The following is a 14,653-nucleotide window of genomic DNA, read 5'->3' as shown; positions in this document are numbered from 1 at the left end:
GCGTGCGACCTGACCCGGTGTGGAACGACACCCGCCTGCCCTACCCGGCGGGCCAGAGCGTGCACGGCGTCGTGAGCCGGGTCGCGGCGGAGCGACCCGACGCCGTCGCGCTGATCGACGGAGCCGAGCGGACCACCTACCGGGAGCTCGAACGCGCCTCCGACGCGTACGCGCACCTGCTCCGCGGCGCGGGCGTGCGCCCCGGGGACGTGGTCCCGGTGCTGCTGCCCCGCAGCACCGAGCTGGTCGTCGTCATCCTGGGGCTGCTCAAGGCCGGGGCGGCGTACGCGGTGCTGGACGAGCGCTGGTCGGACGCCCGCCTCGGCGAGGTCGTCGCGGAGCTGGGCGCCGGGCTGCTGGTCGGCGGCGACCGGCCCGCCGGGGCGCCGGTGCGGCGGTGGACGCCGCCGGGCGTCCACGCCGCCGGGAGGCCGGACGGGTTCGTGCCCGCCGAGGTTGCGGGCGGGGACCCGTGCTGCGTGTTCGTCACCTCCGGCACCACCGGGCGGCCCAAGGCCGTGCTGTCCCCGCACCGGGCGACCGTCCGGCTGTTCCGGCCGGGGGCGTCGTTCGCGCTGTTCGACGAGCGGACCGTCAAGCCGCTCGCGGCGCCCCCTCCCTGGGACGGCTTCACCCTCGAACTGTGGTCGGTCCTGCTGAACGGCGGCACGTCGGTGGTCGTGCGCGAGCCCTACCTGACGCCGGAGGCGCTGCGCCGGGGCGTGCGCGAGCACGGGGTCAACACGGTGTTCCTGAGCAGCGGGCTGTTCAACCTGTTCGTCGACGAGGACCCGGGGGCGTTCGAGGGCGTCCGCCAGGTCATGAGCGGCGGCGAGCGGCTGTCGGTCCCCCACGTCCGGGAGTTCCTGCGCCGGTATCCCGACGTGCCGCTCGTCAACGGCTACGGCCCGGTGGAGAGCACGGTCGTGGTGACCGCGCACCGGATCGCCCCGGCCGACTGCGAACGGCCGGACGGCGTCCCGATCGGGCGCCCGGTGCCCGACACGGCCGTCCACGTCCTCGACGGGACCCGGCCGTGCGCCGTGGGAGAGCGCGGAGAGCTGTGCGTCTCCGGCGACGGGCTGGCGCTCGGCTACCTGGGGTCCCCCGGGCTGACGGCGGAGAGGTTCCCCGTGGTGGAGATCGACGGCGGACCGACGCGGATCTACCGCACCGGCGACCTCGCGCGGTGGGACGAGGACGGTCTGCTGCACTACCTGGGGCGGCTCGACCGCCAGGTGAAGATCCGCGGGCACCGCGTCGAGCCCGCCGAGGTGGAACGCCAGATCGAGCGGATCCTCGGCGTGCGGCGCTGCGTCGCGCTCCCCAGGCGCGGCCCGGACGGCGCGGTCGGGGGGCTGGTGGCGTTCTGCGTCCCGGCGACCCCCGGCGACCGCCTGCCGGACGCGCTCGGGACGCTGCGCGACGTCCTGGTCCACTACCACCTGCCCGACGCCGTGGTCAGCGTCGACGCGATCCCGCTGACCGTCCGGGGCAAGGTCGACGAGACGGCGCTGCTGGCCCTGCTCGACACCGTCACCCCCGACCCCGCGCCGTCGGGCCCCGGGCGGTCCGCCGCCGGACCGGACGACCCGCTCACCGCCCTGGTGGCCCGCGTCTGCGCCGAGGTCCTGGACCGCCCGGCGGTTCCGGCGGAAGCGGCCTTCGACGAACTCGGCGGGTCCTCGCTGGACGCCGGGCGGGTCTGCGCCCGGCTGACCACGGAACTGCGCCGGCCCGTGCCGGTCGCGCGCCTGCTCGGCCTGCGCACCGCGGAGGCGCTGGCCCGCTGGCTGCGCGAGCACCCCGCCGCGCCGCTCCCGGAAGGGGAGGCGGACGGGGCGGTGCCGCTCACCCCCGTGCAGGCGAACTTCCTCGCCCGGCACCTGCGGGACCCGGGCGACCGGACGGCGCACTGCGTGGGCGTCTGGCTGGCGGACGGCCCCGTGGACGCCGGGGCGCTGGCCGGGGCGGCCGCCGAGACCCACCGCCGACACGAGGCGCTGCGCGCCGAGTACCGCGGCGGCGACGTCCCGGCGGCCCGCGCGGGCGACGTCCCCGCCCCGCGACCGGTGGTCCTTCCCGAGGCGGCGACGGAGGCGGCGGCCGTCGCGGCCGTCCGGGCCGCGCTGGACGGACCGCTGGACGTCACGCGGGGACGGGTCTGGCGGCTGGCGCTGGCCCCGGTGCGCGGCGGGGGCGCGGCGATCGGCCACGTCGTCCACCACATCGCCTTCGACGGCTGGTCCGAGGCCGTGCTCGCGCGGGACCTCTCCCGCGCCTACGCGTCCATCGTCCGGGGCGGCGGCGGGCGGGAGCGCCCCCCGGCCGCGACCCTGGCGCGGGCCCGCGCTCTCTGGGACGCGCAGCGCGCCGACGCGGCGGAGACGGCCGCGCTGCTGGCGGGCCGGGTCGCGGAGCTGCGCGACACCCCCGAGCTGCCGCTCCCCGCCGGGCCCGCCGCCGGGCGGGACCTGCCCCCGGACCGCGTGGAGCACGCGCTGCCCGCCGAGGCGGCCGCGGCGGTCCGGAAGGCGGCCGCGGCCGAGGGCTGCTCGGAGTTCACCGTGCTGCTGGCCGGCTACGCGCGGGCCCTGTCCGCCACCACCGGGCAGGACGATCTCGCCGTGGTCGTCCCGGTGGCGCAGCGGCTGGACCGGGAGATGGAACGGGCCGTCGGGTGCCACGTCAACATGGTCTGCGTCCGGTTCCGGAACGCCGCCCGGGTCACGGTCGCCGAGGCGGTGCCGCTCGTCCGCGCGGCCCTGGCGGCCCAGTACGTCGAGTTCGGCGAGCTGATCGGCGAGCTGCGGGCCGCGATGCCCGGCCGCCCGCCGCACGCCCCGGTCTTCCAGACGAACTTCGCCTACCAGAACGTCGCGCCCGCCGCCCTGGACCTGCCGGGGCTGCGCACCCGTCTGCTCCGGCCGCCCTACCAGGGCCTGTCCACGCCCCTCCAGACCGAGGTGTGGCCCGGCGCCGACGGCGGGCTGCGGCTCGTCGTGAACTTCCTGCCGGGCGCCGTGGACGCCGGGTACGCCGCGCGCCTGGCCGGCGCCCTCGCCGGCGAACTGGCGAGCGCCGCCACCTGGTGAGCCCAGCGGGCACGCGAACGGGCCGCCGGTCCGGGAGAGGACCGGCGGCCCGCCGTCCAGGGCCGGCTCAGACCGAGCCGACGCTGTCCCGCAGCCCGTTCCACCAGCAGCGGTTCTCCCGGTACCAGCGCACGACCTCGGGCAGGCCCTGGTCGAGACCGATCGCGGGGGCGTAGCCGAGCTCCCTCCTGGTCTTGCTGTCGTCCACGGAGTAGCGCAGGTCGTGGCCCTTGCGGTCGGTGACGAAGCGGACCCGTTCCCAGCCGGCGCCGCACAGCTCCAGCAGGCGTCCGGTGAGCTCCTTGTTGGTGAGCTCCTGACCGCCGACGTGGTAGACCTCGCCCGGCCGTCCCCGGGTCAGCACGAGCTGCACCGCCCGGCAATCGACTGACGGGTCCTCCGCCAGGGCGGCGACGGTGCGGGCCAGTCCCTCGCGCAGCGCGATCCGCGGCCGCCATCCGGTGGCCCGCCGGAACGCCGAAGGGGCGATCTCCATGTCGTGGAAGTCGGCGGTCATGGCGTGGTCCGGTGGGCGCACCGACTCGACCGGGACCGGCGGGCGCCGGTTCCGCGCGGCGGCGGCCCCGGCGATCTCCGCGAAGATCTCCCGCAGCGGCAGGCTGCGGCCGGCGCCCACGAGCCAGTGCCGTCCCGCCGGCGCGTCGGCGTGGTCGAGCGCCGCCGTGAAGGCCCGCGCGATGTCCCGCACGTGGACGAGGTCGCGCCGGACGGACCCGTCGTGCCACACGGTCAGCGGCCGGCCCGCCAGCGCCCGGCGGGCCATCGCCGCGACGACGCCCCGGCCCGCGCCGCCGGGGCCGTCCCCGTAGACCGTGCTCAGGCGCAGCGAGACGCCGCGCAGCACCCCCTCGCCGCTCGCCTCCTTCAGGATCAGCTCGGCGGCCAGCTTCTGCCGCGCGTAGGGGTCCACGGGCTCGTCGGGCTCACCGCCGCCGAGCCGCGCCGAACGCGACGGGCCCCGCTGCATCGCCGTGCCCGCGAACAGGACGGCCGGCGGGCGCTCGCGCCGGTCGCGCCGCAGCGCCTCGACCAGGTCGCGGGCCAGGCCGACGTTGACGCGCTCGGCCCCGTCGTCGTGCTCGGCCACGCGCCAGGAGGCCGGGCCGCCGATGCGCGCGGCCAGGTGCAGCACCGCGCCGGCGCCGGCGACGGCCGCCGCGACCCCGCCGTCCTCGGCGAGGTCGACGGTCAGGGGCTCGTGCTCGGCCACCGCGCCGGGCGGCAGCCGGACCGGGCGGCGCGCCGCCGTCCGCAGCCGGACGGGGCGGCGCGCGAGCTCGGCGGTGACCGCCGAGCCGACGTACCCCGCCGCGCCCAGGACGACCACCAGCGGCCGGGGGTCACGCGCCGGCATGGCGCGCCCCCCGCCGGTCCGCACTCGGCGTAGTCCGGGAGCAGGCCGCGTTCGGCGGCCTCGGTCAGCGCCAGCGCCGCCCGGTCCCGGTCGGACAGGTAGGGGCCGGGCACGCCGCCGAGGGGCAGAGCGGCGAGACGGCCAGCTCGTTCTCGGGCACGTAGCCGCCCGACATCAGATAGGTCATGACGGTCTCGTCCTCAAGGGCCACGAACGCGTGGCCGAGCCCCGCCGGGACGTACAGGGCGCGGGGGACCGCCGCGTCCAGCTCGACGACGTCGTGGCGGCCGAACGTCGGCGACCCGACCCGCAGGTCGACGACGAAGTCGCGCGCCCTGCCGCGCAGGCAGTACACGTACTTGGCCATGCCCGGCGGGGTGCGGGTGAAGTGGACCCCGCGGACCGTTCCATTCCGGGACACGCCGTGACTGACCTGGGCCACGGGGAAGGCGGGGCCGCCGGTCCGCTCCGTGAACGCCGTGCTCTCGTAGGGGGAGAGGAAGCACCCTCGCGCGTCGTGGTGGACGTCGGGGCGGAACTCCAGGGCGGGTTCCACGGACAGGGCACGCGTCTTCATCATCACTCCGGGGGAGGCGGGGTCAGGCGGGGATCGCGCCGTCGGCGGAGCACGCCTCGTCCAGGACGGCCTGCATCCACTCGTCGAGCTGGCGTCCCGCGCGGGCCGCCTGCTGCTGCCAGAGCCGCCGCCGGTCCGAGTCGATCTTTATGACGACGACGGTCTCCTCGCGGCGCTCCCCGTCGGGCAGCGCCCCCCTGCTGGCCCTCAGGTACTGCCGGAGCGTGGCCTTGGACCAGCCGAAGCGCTCGGCCCGTTCCAGCCAGGCGTCCTGCTCCTGCTCCGGCAGCGCCGCGACCTCCAGGTGGTGCTGCATGCTGAGGCCGCCGTGACGCCGCTCGGGCGGGAACTTGCGGGCGACCCAGGCGTAGTTGCGCAGCGTCTGGTGGTCGAGCCCGGTCTTCTCGATCGCCCGCTTGTAGCGGTCGGGGTAGCGGTTCTGCCCGTAGACGAGCCAGTCGCCCAGCCACCACGTCGAGGCGTCGGAGAGGGCGTGGATCTGCTCGCCGATGCTCCGCCACTCGTCGATGGGCATGGCCGGCGGGAGCGAGAGGCTCGTCCGCGTCGTGGTGGCCTTGCGGTCGAGGGGGCGCATCCGTCTCGGTCGTACTGATGTAACCATGAGGCACCTCACTGCTGGGAGCTCTGGTGATCATGTGATGTCCGCAGCATCGATCATGAGCCAAAGATCAATGAAGATCTATATTTGAACTCCGGTACATTTGTGGTATTCCGCCCGAGTCCGGTTCGGGCGGCGGCCGTGATGGGCGTCCCGGTGGCCAGGCGACGCTGGGTGTCCGCGGGGGACTCTCCTCTCGGTGGCCGTCAATCACAGACTGCATCGAGTCGGATGCGAAGAGGAACCTCCGGCAGGATGAACCGCCTTCGTCCTGTCCGGCGGCCCCGGATCATCCCCGTGCAGGAGCCGGGGTGTCGGCGACGAGGCCGTCATGAGGATCATGGGACGCGATTGACGCAGGTCAGAGCTGGTTTCGATGATCGACGCCCCAGGGTGCCCGATGGAACGAAAGTCGTATCGGACGGCTCCCCGCGACCAGGGATGAGGCGGCTTTCCGTGATCGTTCGATGACGTGCCGCATGGCGATCCGCCCCTGTCGTGGCACGGCCGGGTTTCGCACGCGTGGCCGGATGCGGCCACAAGATCTTGGTCTATAGATCAAAATTGATCTCCGATTGATTCTTGTACCCGGCCCGTGATGCGCGGGTGGTGCCGGACCCCCTGGGATCGCCGTCGTGGAAGGGAGCGAGGATGCTCGGAGCCAACGTCGAACAGGCTGGTCAGGAACTCGTCGCGGTCATCGGCATGGGAGGCAGGTTCCCCGGGGCCCGCGGTGTCGAGGAGTTCTGGCGGCTCCTCGTCGGCAACGTCGACGCCTTCCACGATCCGGTGCCCGGCGCCCCGGGCCGGACCGTGTCCCGGCACGGCGGGTTCGTCGGGGACCCGTTCCACTTCGACGCGGGCTTCTTCGGGATCTCGCCCACCGAGGCCCGCGGGATGGACCCCCAGCAGCGCCTGCTCCTCCAGGTCGTCTGGGAGGCCCTGGAGGACGCCGGGATCCGGCCGTCGGCGCTCGCCGGCAGCCGCACCGGGGTCTTCGTCGGCCAGGTGACCGCCGAGTACGGCGAACGCACCCAGGACCCGGAGAACGACGACGTCAGGTACACCGCCGGCAGCCGCCTCAGAGCGGTCGGCGCGGGCCGCGTCTCCTACGCCCTCGACCTGCGCGGCCCCAGCGTCATGGTGGACACCGCCTGCTCGTCCTCGCTGGTCGCGGTGCACATGGCCCGGCAGAGCCTGCTGACGGGGGAGAGCGACATCGCCATCGCCGCCGGGGTCGACCTCGTGCTGTCGCCGGTCGACTCCCTGGCCTACTCGCGCGGCGGGATGCTCGCCCCCGACGGCCGCTGCAAGTTCGGTTCCGCGGACGCCGACGGCTTCGTGCGCAGCGACGGCGTCGGCGTGGTGGTGCTCCGGCGGCTGCGCGACGCCGAGGACGCCGGCGACCCCGTGCAGGCGGTGATCCGGGGGAGCGCCGTCACCAACGACGGCCGGGGCGGCGGGCTGCTGCTCCGCTTCGCGGTGAGCGGCCAGGTCGCGGTGCTGCGGGAGGCGGCGCGCAGCGCGGGCGTGCACCCGGCGGGCCTGGACTACGTGGAGGCGCACGGATCGGGGACCCAGGTCGGGGACGGCGTCGAGCTGCGCGCCCTCGCCGAGGCGGCGACCGGCGGCCCCGACGGCCCCGGCGGCCACCGGACCCGCCCCGAGGGCGTCCCGCTGCGCGTCGGATCGGTGAAGAGCAACATCGGGCACGCCGAGGCCGCCGGGATCGCCGGGCTCATCAAGGTCGTGCTGATGGCCCGGCACCGGCTGATCCCGGCGTCCCTGCACGCCCCGGTCCCCAACGCGCTGCTGAGCGACGGCGCCCTGCCCGTCGAGCTGGTCCGGGAGAACACGCCCCTGCCGGCGGAGGGCCCGCCGCCGCTGCTGGGCGTCAGCCCGTGCCGTGGGCGGTGCAGGTCGCGCTCGCGCGGCTGTGGCGGGAACTGGGCGTCGAGCCCGACCTGTGCGTCGGGCACAGCATGGGCGAGGTGGCCGCCGCGCATCTGGCGGGCGCGCTCACGCTGGAGGACGCCGCCACCGTGATCTGCGAGCGCAGCCGCCTGCTGTCCCGGCTGGCCGGGCGTGGCGCGATGCTCCTGGTCGGCCTGGCGGCCGAGGAGGCGGCGGCCCTGGCCGCCGAGCACGCCCCGGCGGTGTCCGTCGCGGCGGTGAACTCGCCGCACGCCACGCTCCTGGCGGGCGACCCCGACGCCCTGGCGGCGATCGCCCGCGCGCTGGAGGCCCGCGGCGTCCTGGCCCGCCGCGTCCCGGTCGACGTGGCCTCGCACTGCCCGCTGGTGGACGAGATCCGCGACGATCTCCTCGACCGCCTGCGCGGGCTGAGCCCCGTGCCGGCGCGGACCCCCTGCGTTCCACCGTCCGCCCCGGACCGGTCGCGGGCGGGGACCTGGACGCCGGGTACTGGGCCGAGAACCTGCGCCGGCCGGTGCTGTTCGCCGACGCCGTCGCCGGTCTCGACGCCGACCACTCCCTCTTCGTGGAGATCGGCCCGCACCCCGTGCTCACCGGCGCCGTCGAGCAGACGCGGGCCGCCGCCGGACTGCCGGGGACGGCCGTGGCGAGCCTGGTCCGGCGGCAGGACGAACGGCGCTCGCTGCTGCGCGCCCTGGGCCGGATCTTCGGCCGCGGCGGCACGGTCCGGTGGGACCGCCTCTTCCAGGGCGGGGGCGGATACGCGCCGCTGCCGCCCTACACCTGGGACGAACAGCGCTTCCAGCGCGACTTCACCGGGACCGCCGGCCCGTCCCGGCGCAGCCGGGAGATCGGACCGGACGAGTGCGGGGCGGTCGGCGGGATCGCGGTGCGCGGCGTCACCCCCGTGCCGCCGGTCGTCTACCTCGACGCCGCGCTCGACACCGCCCGGCGGTTCGGCGACGCGCCCGACTTCGCCCTGGAGGACGTCCGGCTCGGTGACGAGCCGGTGGACGCCGCCGACGCGCCGTCCACCGGCCTGCGCGTCACCGTGGGCGCGCCGGACGAGGACGTCGAGGTGACGGCGTGGCGCGGGACCGGCGGCCACCGGACCGCCGTCCCCTGCCTGACGGGCCGCCCGCGCGCGGTTCCCGCCGGACCCGCGCGCGACCACCGGGCGCTCCTCGACGCGGCCCTGGCCCGGTGCCGCGAGTACCTGCCGATGGACGGGTTCCGCGCCGTCGTGGCGGCGTCCGGGACCGACTACGGCGCGACACCGGCGGTCGACGGCCGGGTCTGGCGCAGGAACGGGGAGGCCGTCGTGCGGCTGGACCTGACGGGCCTGCCGCGTCCGCTCGCCGTCGAGAGCGCGCTGCACCTCGTCCTCGCGGCGCTGCCGGGCAGGGCGGCCCGCGCGACCCACGTTCCGGTCTCCTTCGCGAGGGTGCGGCTCGCCGCCGCGCTGGACACCGAGGTCTGGGCGGTGGCCCGGGCCACCCGGGCGCGTGACCGGGTCCACGCCGACGTGCTCCTGCTCGACCGCGACGGCCGGGCCGTCGCCGAGTTCGTGGGGATGACGCTGCGCCGCCTCCCCCCGGGCGGGCGGCGTTCCCCCGCGGCGGACGCGTGCGTCCCGTCCCGCCGTCCATCGCCCCCCGGGCCCCGCGCCGTGACGGCGCCTCCGAAGGCCGCCGAACGCGCCGGGCGCACTCGCCCGGATGACGCGCGGGAGGTCTTCCTGAAGCAGGCGGCGGCCGTCCTCGGGCTGCCGGTCGAGCGCGTCGACGAACAGCGGCCGCTGCGGGCCCTCGGCCTGGACTCGCTGATGGCCGTCGACCTCAGCAGGCGTCTGGAACGTGCCCGTGGACCGCACTCCCTCGGCGCCGCCCGGCTGCTGTCGGCCGAGAGCGCGGGGCGGCTCGCCACGGCGTTCACCGGCGAGCCCCGCGTCCCCGCGGGCCGGGGAGCGTGATCAGGTCTCCGACCGGTCGGGCCGCCGCCCGTGCCCCCACCGGCACGGGCGGCCCCGCCCCCGGACCCGCCCTACGCCAGGATGCCGCGAAGGCAGATCTTCAGCACGTACTGCAGTTCCTGGTCGATGTCCATGCCGGACGGGCCCACCCGGGACCAGCGGAACAGGATCCCGAGATACGCGTCGCGAAGAAGGTTCCCCACGCGCTCCGCTTCCACGTCGGCCCGGATCTCGCCCCGCCGCTGGCCGCGTTCCACGAGCTCGGTGAATATCGCGGCGATGTGCGGCTCGGCGAGGATCGGCTTGCCCGTCTTGACCCAGGCCGTCACCAGCGCCGGGGCGACGTCGCGCTCCTCCTCGTTGAGCTCGGCGAGGATGGACAGGCACATGCGCATGAGGAGTGCGGCGCTCATCTCCTTGGACGAGAGGCTCTCCTCCAGACGGGTGCGCAACTTCGCCCCCCTCCGCTCCTCCCAGGCGTTGATGATGTCTTCCTTGTGCTGGAAGTAGTTGAAGAACGTGCCGCGCGCGACGTCGGCCCGGTCGGCGATCGCGTCCACGGTCGCCTGGTCGTAGCCCTCCTCCGCGAACAGGCTGATGGCCGAGGCGTAGATCCGTTCCCGGACCCGCTGCTTGTTGCGTTCCCGACGTCCTATCGCGGGCGCTTCCTCGACCTCTTCCTCGACCATGTCGATCCCTTTCCCGTCCCGCTTTCCGAGGGAAAAATGTACCAAAGTGTACTGATGAACTTTAGTATATGTATGTACAGACGTGCAAGAACTATATACCTTTCAGCAAGATCAAAGAGGGTGTCGGCACCGCCCTGACCAGCGGTGCCCTGGCCGGCATCGGCCTGGACCCCGAACGCGCTTCCACGGCGCCGCACGCCGACGAGATCGGCCATTGCCGAACTTCGCCACCCGGCCTTACCGGCACGCGCCGGCCGCGCCCCAGGCCGAGAGATCTCGTGGATCCCTTTACGCCTCCCCGCCCGTCCCCCATCCCCGATACCCCCGCGTCACGGTCGCGGAAGCGGCGGCCCGGGACTCCACATGGGGTGCGGGCAGAGCGCGCAGCGCCACCGGCCGGCCTTCGGCTACGGCAGGCGGAAGGCGGTCAGCACCGCGGCGTGGTCGGAGGTCCAGGCGTTGCCGGTGTGGCCGGGGTAGGGCGCGGGTGTGCCCTCGACGACCGCGTTCGACGTCAGGACGGTCGCCGGTCCCTTGAAGTGCACGAAGTCGATGCGGTCCTGCGGTTCGGGCTCGCCCTTGTGGGAGTCGTGGCCATAGCCGCCGGTGAAGGTCTTGTAGACCGGCGACCAGGTCGCGCCGGGGGAGGCGAGGGGGTCGGGGTGGGCGGCGCGGTAGGAGTCGGTCAGCCCGGCGTTGGCCACGGCCGCCGAGGTGGGCCAGTTGACGGCCCCGTAGCCGCACCGCCTGGTGGCCGCCGTCCAGTCCAGGTGGGAGGGGGCGTTGAAGTCGCCCACCAGGAAGACCGGCGTGGTGGAGGCGGAGGCCAGGTCCGCGCTCATGGCCTTGAGGATGTCGTTGATCTGCCCGGTGCGTCCCGACCGGGCCTCGCGGTCGAAGAGCTGCTGGACCGGCAGGCGGCCGAAGCAGGCGTCGTAGGGCCCGTAGGGGGTGTGGCCCAGGTGGGCGTTCCACACCACGGCGGCCCTGGAGCCGAGCCGGATCCTGGCGGCGATGGCCGCGCCCGCGACGGCCGGGGTGGTCCGGGTGATGGGGTAGCGGCTGATGACGCCGAGGTCGGCGGTCTGGTGGTAGGACCAGCCCAGCGCCTGGGCCAGGGCCTGCGCCGAGGTCCCCTCGTTCTCCTGGATCCCGACGACGTCGACGTCGCGGTCCAGCAGGAACTTCAGCTGTTTGTCGCGGTGGCCGCCGATGGGCGTGCCGCCGTGCCACAGGTTGTAGGACAGCACCTTCAGCTCCGGCACCAGCGGCGCTCCGGCCGCCTGGACGCGGACGCCGACCGAGGCGGCCGCCTTCAGCCCGGCGCTGTTGGCGGCCTCGATCCCGATCGTGGCGGTGCCGGGCGCGGTGGGCGTGCCACCGACCGTGCCGGTGGGGGAGACCGAGGCCCAGGCGGGGCCGGAGGTCTTGCGGAAGGTCAGGCCGGCGGTGTCACCGCGCACCAGCCCCTTGACGGTGGCGCCGTAGGAGCTGCCGACCTGACCGTTGCGCAGGAAGAACGAGGCGGACGCCCAGCGCGTCGGCGAGGAGTCGGCCAGCTTCAGCCGCCTCGGCTGAGCCAGCCAGGCGTACCCGTCGTCGTGCAGGAAGTAGACGATGTTAGTCGCCCGGCGGCAGACCGGTGGTGGGCAGGGGGACGACTGCCCGACCTGCGCCGGTGGCTGCGCGGTCGCGGGACCGCCCCACACGTCGCCCGTCGCGGCATCGACCGCTCCGATCGCCTCGCCCCGCTCGGTACCCCGTGTGTTCGACGCCATGAAGGCCCCGGCTGGAACGCGACGTTCCTGGCCGGGGCCTGCGTGGTGGGCGAGTGTCTAGCCGACCGTCAGGCCCAGGAACTTCGCCGGGGCCAGTTCGAGGGATCCCGCCATCGCGGTGCTCAGCCGGGCCGCCTCGGGGCCGCCGGGCTCGGCCGCCAGGCTGCGGAACGTCAGTTCCAGCGCCCGGTCGCCGTGGCGGACCAGCAGCGTGGTGATCTGGGCCTGTCGCGTTGCCGCACGACCAGACCGCCGCCCTCAACGAGACCGGCGTCGACATGTTCCTGGCCTACTACAACAACCGCTGAGGAGATCCGCCCAGGGCTTCCCCGGCGGACGGGCGCCTCTCGTGTCGCAGGTCGCCATCACCAGAGCCGGGCGGACGTCGGCCGCGCGCCGGTCCTCGGTCCGCATCGCCTCGCCGTCGTGTGCGTGCGTCCCAGATCATGGGGGCGCGGGTCAGGGCTACAGGCCCACGGAGCGGCCGATGATCTCTTTCATGATCTCGTTGGAGCCGGCCCAGATGCGGGTCACGCGGGCGTCCATCCAGGCGCGGGCCACCCGGTACTCGCGCATGTAGCCGTAGCCGCCGAACAGCTGCACGCAGCCGTCGATGATCTCGTTCTGGACGTCGGAGGTCCACCACTTGGCCTTGGAGGCGTCGGTGGTGTCGAGCTCCCCGGCCACATGGGCGGCCAGGCACTGGTCGACGAACGCCTGCGCCACGTCCAGCTTGGTGACCAGCTCGGCGACCAGGAACTTGTTGTGCTGGAAGCGGCCGATCGGCCGGCCGAACGCCTGCCGCTCCTTCACGTAGGCGACGGTCTCCTCCAGGACGCCGCGGGCGTGGGCGACGTTGGCGATGGCGCAGGACAGGCGCTCCTGCGGCAGGCGCTCCATCATGTGGATGAACCCGCGGTCCACCTCGCCGAGGACGCGGGAGCCGGGGACGCGGACGTTCTCGAAGAACAGCTCGGAGGTGTCGGCCTCGGGCTGGCCGACCTTGTCGAGCCTGGCGCCCCGGGTGAAACCGGGGGTGTCGGCCTCCACGCCGAACAGCGTGATGCCCTTGGCGCCCCGGTCCGGCGTGGTCTTGGCGGCGACGATGACCAGGTCGGCGTGGCCGCCGTTGGTGATGAACGTCTTCGAGCCGTTGATCACCCAGTGGTCGCCGTCGCGGACGGCGGTGGTCCTCAGGCCCGCCAGGTCCGAGCCGCCGGACGGCTCGGTCATCCCGATCGCGGTGACCAGCTCGCCGGTGCAGAAGCGCGGCAGCCACCTTTCGCGCGCCTCCTCGGTGGCCAGTTCGAGAAGGTAGGGGGCGCAGACGTCGATGTGGATGGCGACGATCGAGTTGTAGGCGGCGGCGACGCGGGCCAGCTCCTCGCCGATGACGGCGTTGAATCGGAAGTCGCCGGCGCCCTGGCCGCCGTACTCCTCGGGCACCTGCATGCCGAGGAGGCCCTGGCGGCCCGCCTCCAGCCACACCTCGCGCCGCAGCATGCGCTCGTCGCGGATGGTCTCGTCCAGCGGCAGCAGGGTGCGCTCGACGAACCCGCGCACGGACTCCCGGAACAGCTCGTGGTCCTGGTCGAAGACGGTGCGGCGCATGCTTCCTCCCGAACTCGAGGTGACTAGCCGGTCACCTTACTGGCGGGTCGGGAGCCGCCCGCGGTCAGTCCCACCAGAACGACCACCAGTGCTTGCCCCGGATCTCCTCGGCGTACCCGGCGAGCGTGCCGGGCCCCTGGAACAGGATGTCGGGGCAGAACGCCCAGTGCTCGGCGGCCACCTGGAGCGCGTGCCGGATGGTGACCGGCGGCGCGGCCACGCTCAGCTCCAGGGTGTTGAAGCCGAGCCCGATCACCCGCGCCCCGAACCGGTCCTCCCAGCCGCGCACCACCGCCGACAGCGGCGCGGTCCACTCGTTGTGGTTGAGCGCGCCCTGCCAGCCGACGGCGGTCAGCGCGTCGGCGCCCCGGTCCACCGCGACCAGGCCGAGGGACAGGCCGCGCGCGGCGATGGCGCGGGCGTGCCGGTCGGCGACCGCGTCGGGGTCCTGCAACGCCGCGCCGCGCGGGGCGGGGCCCGGGCACTGCCGCCCGAACGGGGCCAGGTCCTCGACCTCCTCGTCGCCCGCCTGCTCGGCCCAGTCGCTCCAGACCTCGGACATGAACGCGTGCGGCGCGTAGTTGTCGATCTCGCTGACGGGCTCGGGCGCGACCTGCCCGGCCGACCACGGCTGGTCGGACTCGTCCAGCAGCAGCGGCCACAGCCCCGAGCGGGGGTGCTCGGCGCGCAGCCGCGCCCACAGATCGCCCGACACAGGCTCCTCGCTCACCCAGAACGCGGGGCGCAGCAGCAGTTGCCGCTGCGGGAAACCGGGGTCGGGCCAGACCACCTCGCCCGCCGGCAGCGGCACCGACAGCGCGCGGTGGGCGGACTCGCCCCCGAAGAGCTGCGGCAGGTCGCCCGGCAGTCCCGAGCGAAGGTCGAGGTCATCCATTTCACGCCGTTCCGGTACAGAGCATGCCAACACAGGATCTTGGCACTCCGGAGATGTTAACGGCGTCGGGACCGCGCGGGGGACGGGCCTCCCGGTTAGGTCATCCC

Annotated in this window: 10 protein-coding genes and 1 pseudogene; 4 read left to right on the top strand and 7 right to left on the bottom strand. The window is 74.6% G+C overall.

The window, feature by feature from the left end; genetic code table 11:
* Positions 1 to 2 precede the first annotated feature (2 nt).
* Positions 3 to 3,095, top strand: coding sequence for a non-ribosomal peptide synthetase (locus tag HNR61_RS39705; protein WP_182848297.1), 3,093 nt, complete (start codon positions 3 to 5; stop codon positions 3,093 to 3,095).
* A 67-nt stretch (positions 3,096 to 3,162) separates the two neighbouring features.
* On the opposite strand, the gene HNR61_RS39700 is transcribed toward HNR61_RS39705, so the two are convergent.
* The 3 genes from HNR61_RS39700 to HNR61_RS39690 all read right to left on the bottom strand — a co-directional run bounded on the left by HNR61_RS39700 (position 3,163) and on the right by HNR61_RS39690 (position 5,642).
* Positions 3,163 to 4,470, bottom strand: a complete 1,308-nt coding sequence (locus HNR61_RS39700; RefSeq protein ID WP_246444797.1) for an NAD-dependent epimerase/dehydratase — start codon at positions 4,468 to 4,470, stop codon at positions 3,163 to 3,165.
* A 64-nt stretch (positions 4,471 to 4,534) separates the two neighbouring features.
* Entirely contained in the window at positions 4,535 to 5,047 is a 513-nt protein-coding gene (locus HNR61_RS39695) for a dTDP-4-dehydrorhamnose 3,5-epimerase family protein (RefSeq protein ID WP_312898322.1), read from the bottom strand.
* Between the two features lie 22 nt (positions 5,048 to 5,069).
* Positions 5,070 to 5,642, bottom strand: coding sequence for an LmbU family transcriptional regulator (locus tag HNR61_RS39690; protein WP_182848296.1), 573 nt, complete (start codon positions 5,640 to 5,642; stop codon positions 5,070 to 5,072).
* A gap of 675 nt (positions 5,643 to 6,317) precedes the next feature.
* On the opposite strand from HNR61_RS39690, the gene HNR61_RS39685 reads away from it, so the two are divergent.
* The 3 genes and pseudogenes from HNR61_RS39685 (at position 6,318) to HNR61_RS49655 (ending at position 9,573) form a co-directional block, all read left to right on the top strand.
* Positions 6,318 to 7,712: a beta-ketoacyl [acyl carrier protein] synthase domain-containing protein gene (locus tag HNR61_RS39685; RefSeq protein ID WP_182848295.1), complete on the top strand. Its 1,395-nt coding sequence runs from the start codon at positions 6,318 to 6,320 to the stop codon at positions 7,710 to 7,712.
* Positions 7,601 to 7,972: pseudogene (locus tag HNR61_RS50595) on the top strand (acyltransferase domain-containing protein); the annotation flags it as partial. The gene HNR61_RS39685 and the pseudogene HNR61_RS50595, both read left to right, overlap by 112 nt.
* Positions 7,957 to 9,573 carry a polyketide synthase dehydratase domain-containing protein gene (locus tag HNR61_RS49655; RefSeq protein WP_376770303.1) on the top strand — a complete coding sequence of 539 codons (1,617 nt, stop codon included), beginning with the start codon at positions 7,957 to 7,959 and terminating at the stop codon, positions 9,571 to 9,573. The pseudogene HNR61_RS50595 and the gene HNR61_RS49655, both read left to right, overlap by 16 nt.
* A gap of 71 nt (positions 9,574 to 9,644) precedes the next feature.
* Here HNR61_RS49655 and HNR61_RS39675 read toward each other — a convergent pair whose 3' ends face one another.
* From HNR61_RS39675 to HNR61_RS39660, 4 genes are all read right to left on the bottom strand, one after another.
* Positions 9,645 to 10,262, bottom strand: coding sequence for a TetR/AcrR family transcriptional regulator (locus tag HNR61_RS39675; protein ID WP_182848293.1), 618 nt, complete (start codon positions 10,260 to 10,262; stop codon positions 9,645 to 9,647).
* Between the two features lie 407 nt (positions 10,263 to 10,669).
* The gene (locus HNR61_RS39670) at positions 10,670 to 12,040 is read right to left on the bottom strand and encodes an endonuclease/exonuclease/phosphatase family protein (RefSeq protein ID WP_220510350.1); all 1,371 of its coding nucleotides are present in this window, start codon (positions 12,038 to 12,040) and stop codon (positions 10,670 to 10,672) included.
* A gap of 465 nt (positions 12,041 to 12,505) precedes the next feature.
* Complete coding sequence (locus HNR61_RS39665) at positions 12,506 to 13,651, bottom strand: acyl-CoA dehydrogenase family protein (RefSeq protein WP_182848292.1); 1,146 nt, start codon at positions 13,649 to 13,651, stop codon at positions 12,506 to 12,508.
* A gap of 64 nt (positions 13,652 to 13,715) precedes the next feature.
* Positions 13,716 to 14,546, bottom strand: coding sequence for a DUF4253 domain-containing protein (locus HNR61_RS39660; RefSeq protein ID WP_182848291.1), 831 nt, complete (start codon positions 14,544 to 14,546; stop codon positions 13,716 to 13,718).
* Positions 14,547 to 14,653: the final 107 nt, after the last annotated feature.

Origin of the sequence: Actinomadura kijaniata (assembly GCF_014138665.1) — a bacterium.
Classification (GTDB): Bacteria; Actinomycetota; Actinomycetes; order Streptosporangiales; family Streptosporangiaceae; genus Spirillospora; species Spirillospora kijaniata.
This window is presented reverse-complemented; position numbering and strand designations above follow the sequence as displayed.

Excerpts from the sequence above, each read along its gene's own strand:
- HNR61_RS39670 (WP_220510350.1), bottom strand. The coding sequence starts at position 12,040 with ATGGCGTCGAACACACGGGGTACCGAGCGGGGCGAGGCGATCGGAGCG.
- HNR61_RS39665 (WP_182848292.1), bottom strand. The coding sequence starts at position 13,651 with ATGCGCCGCACCGTCTTCGACCAGGACCACGAGCTGTTCCGGGAGTCC.
- HNR61_RS39700 (WP_246444797.1), bottom strand. The coding sequence starts at position 4,470 with ATGCCGGCGCGTGACCCCCGGCCGCTGGTGGTCGTCCTGGGCGCGGCG.
- HNR61_RS39685 (WP_182848295.1), top strand. The coding sequence starts at position 6,318 with ATGCTCGGAGCCAACGTCGAACAGGCTGGTCAGGAACTCGTCGCGGTC.
- HNR61_RS39690 (WP_182848296.1), bottom strand. The coding sequence starts at position 5,642 with ATGCGCCCCCTCGACCGCAAGGCCACCACGACGCGGACGAGCCTCTCG.
- HNR61_RS39660 (WP_182848291.1), bottom strand. The coding sequence starts at position 14,546 with ATGGATGACCTCGACCTTCGCTCGGGACTGCCGGGCGACCTGCCGCAG.
- HNR61_RS39695 (WP_312898322.1), bottom strand. The coding sequence starts at position 5,047 with ATGAAGACGCGTGCCCTGTCCGTGGAACCCGCCCTGGAGTTCCGCCCC.
- HNR61_RS39675 (WP_182848293.1), bottom strand. The coding sequence starts at position 10,262 with ATGGTCGAGGAAGAGGTCGAGGAAGCGCCCGCGATAGGACGTCGGGAA.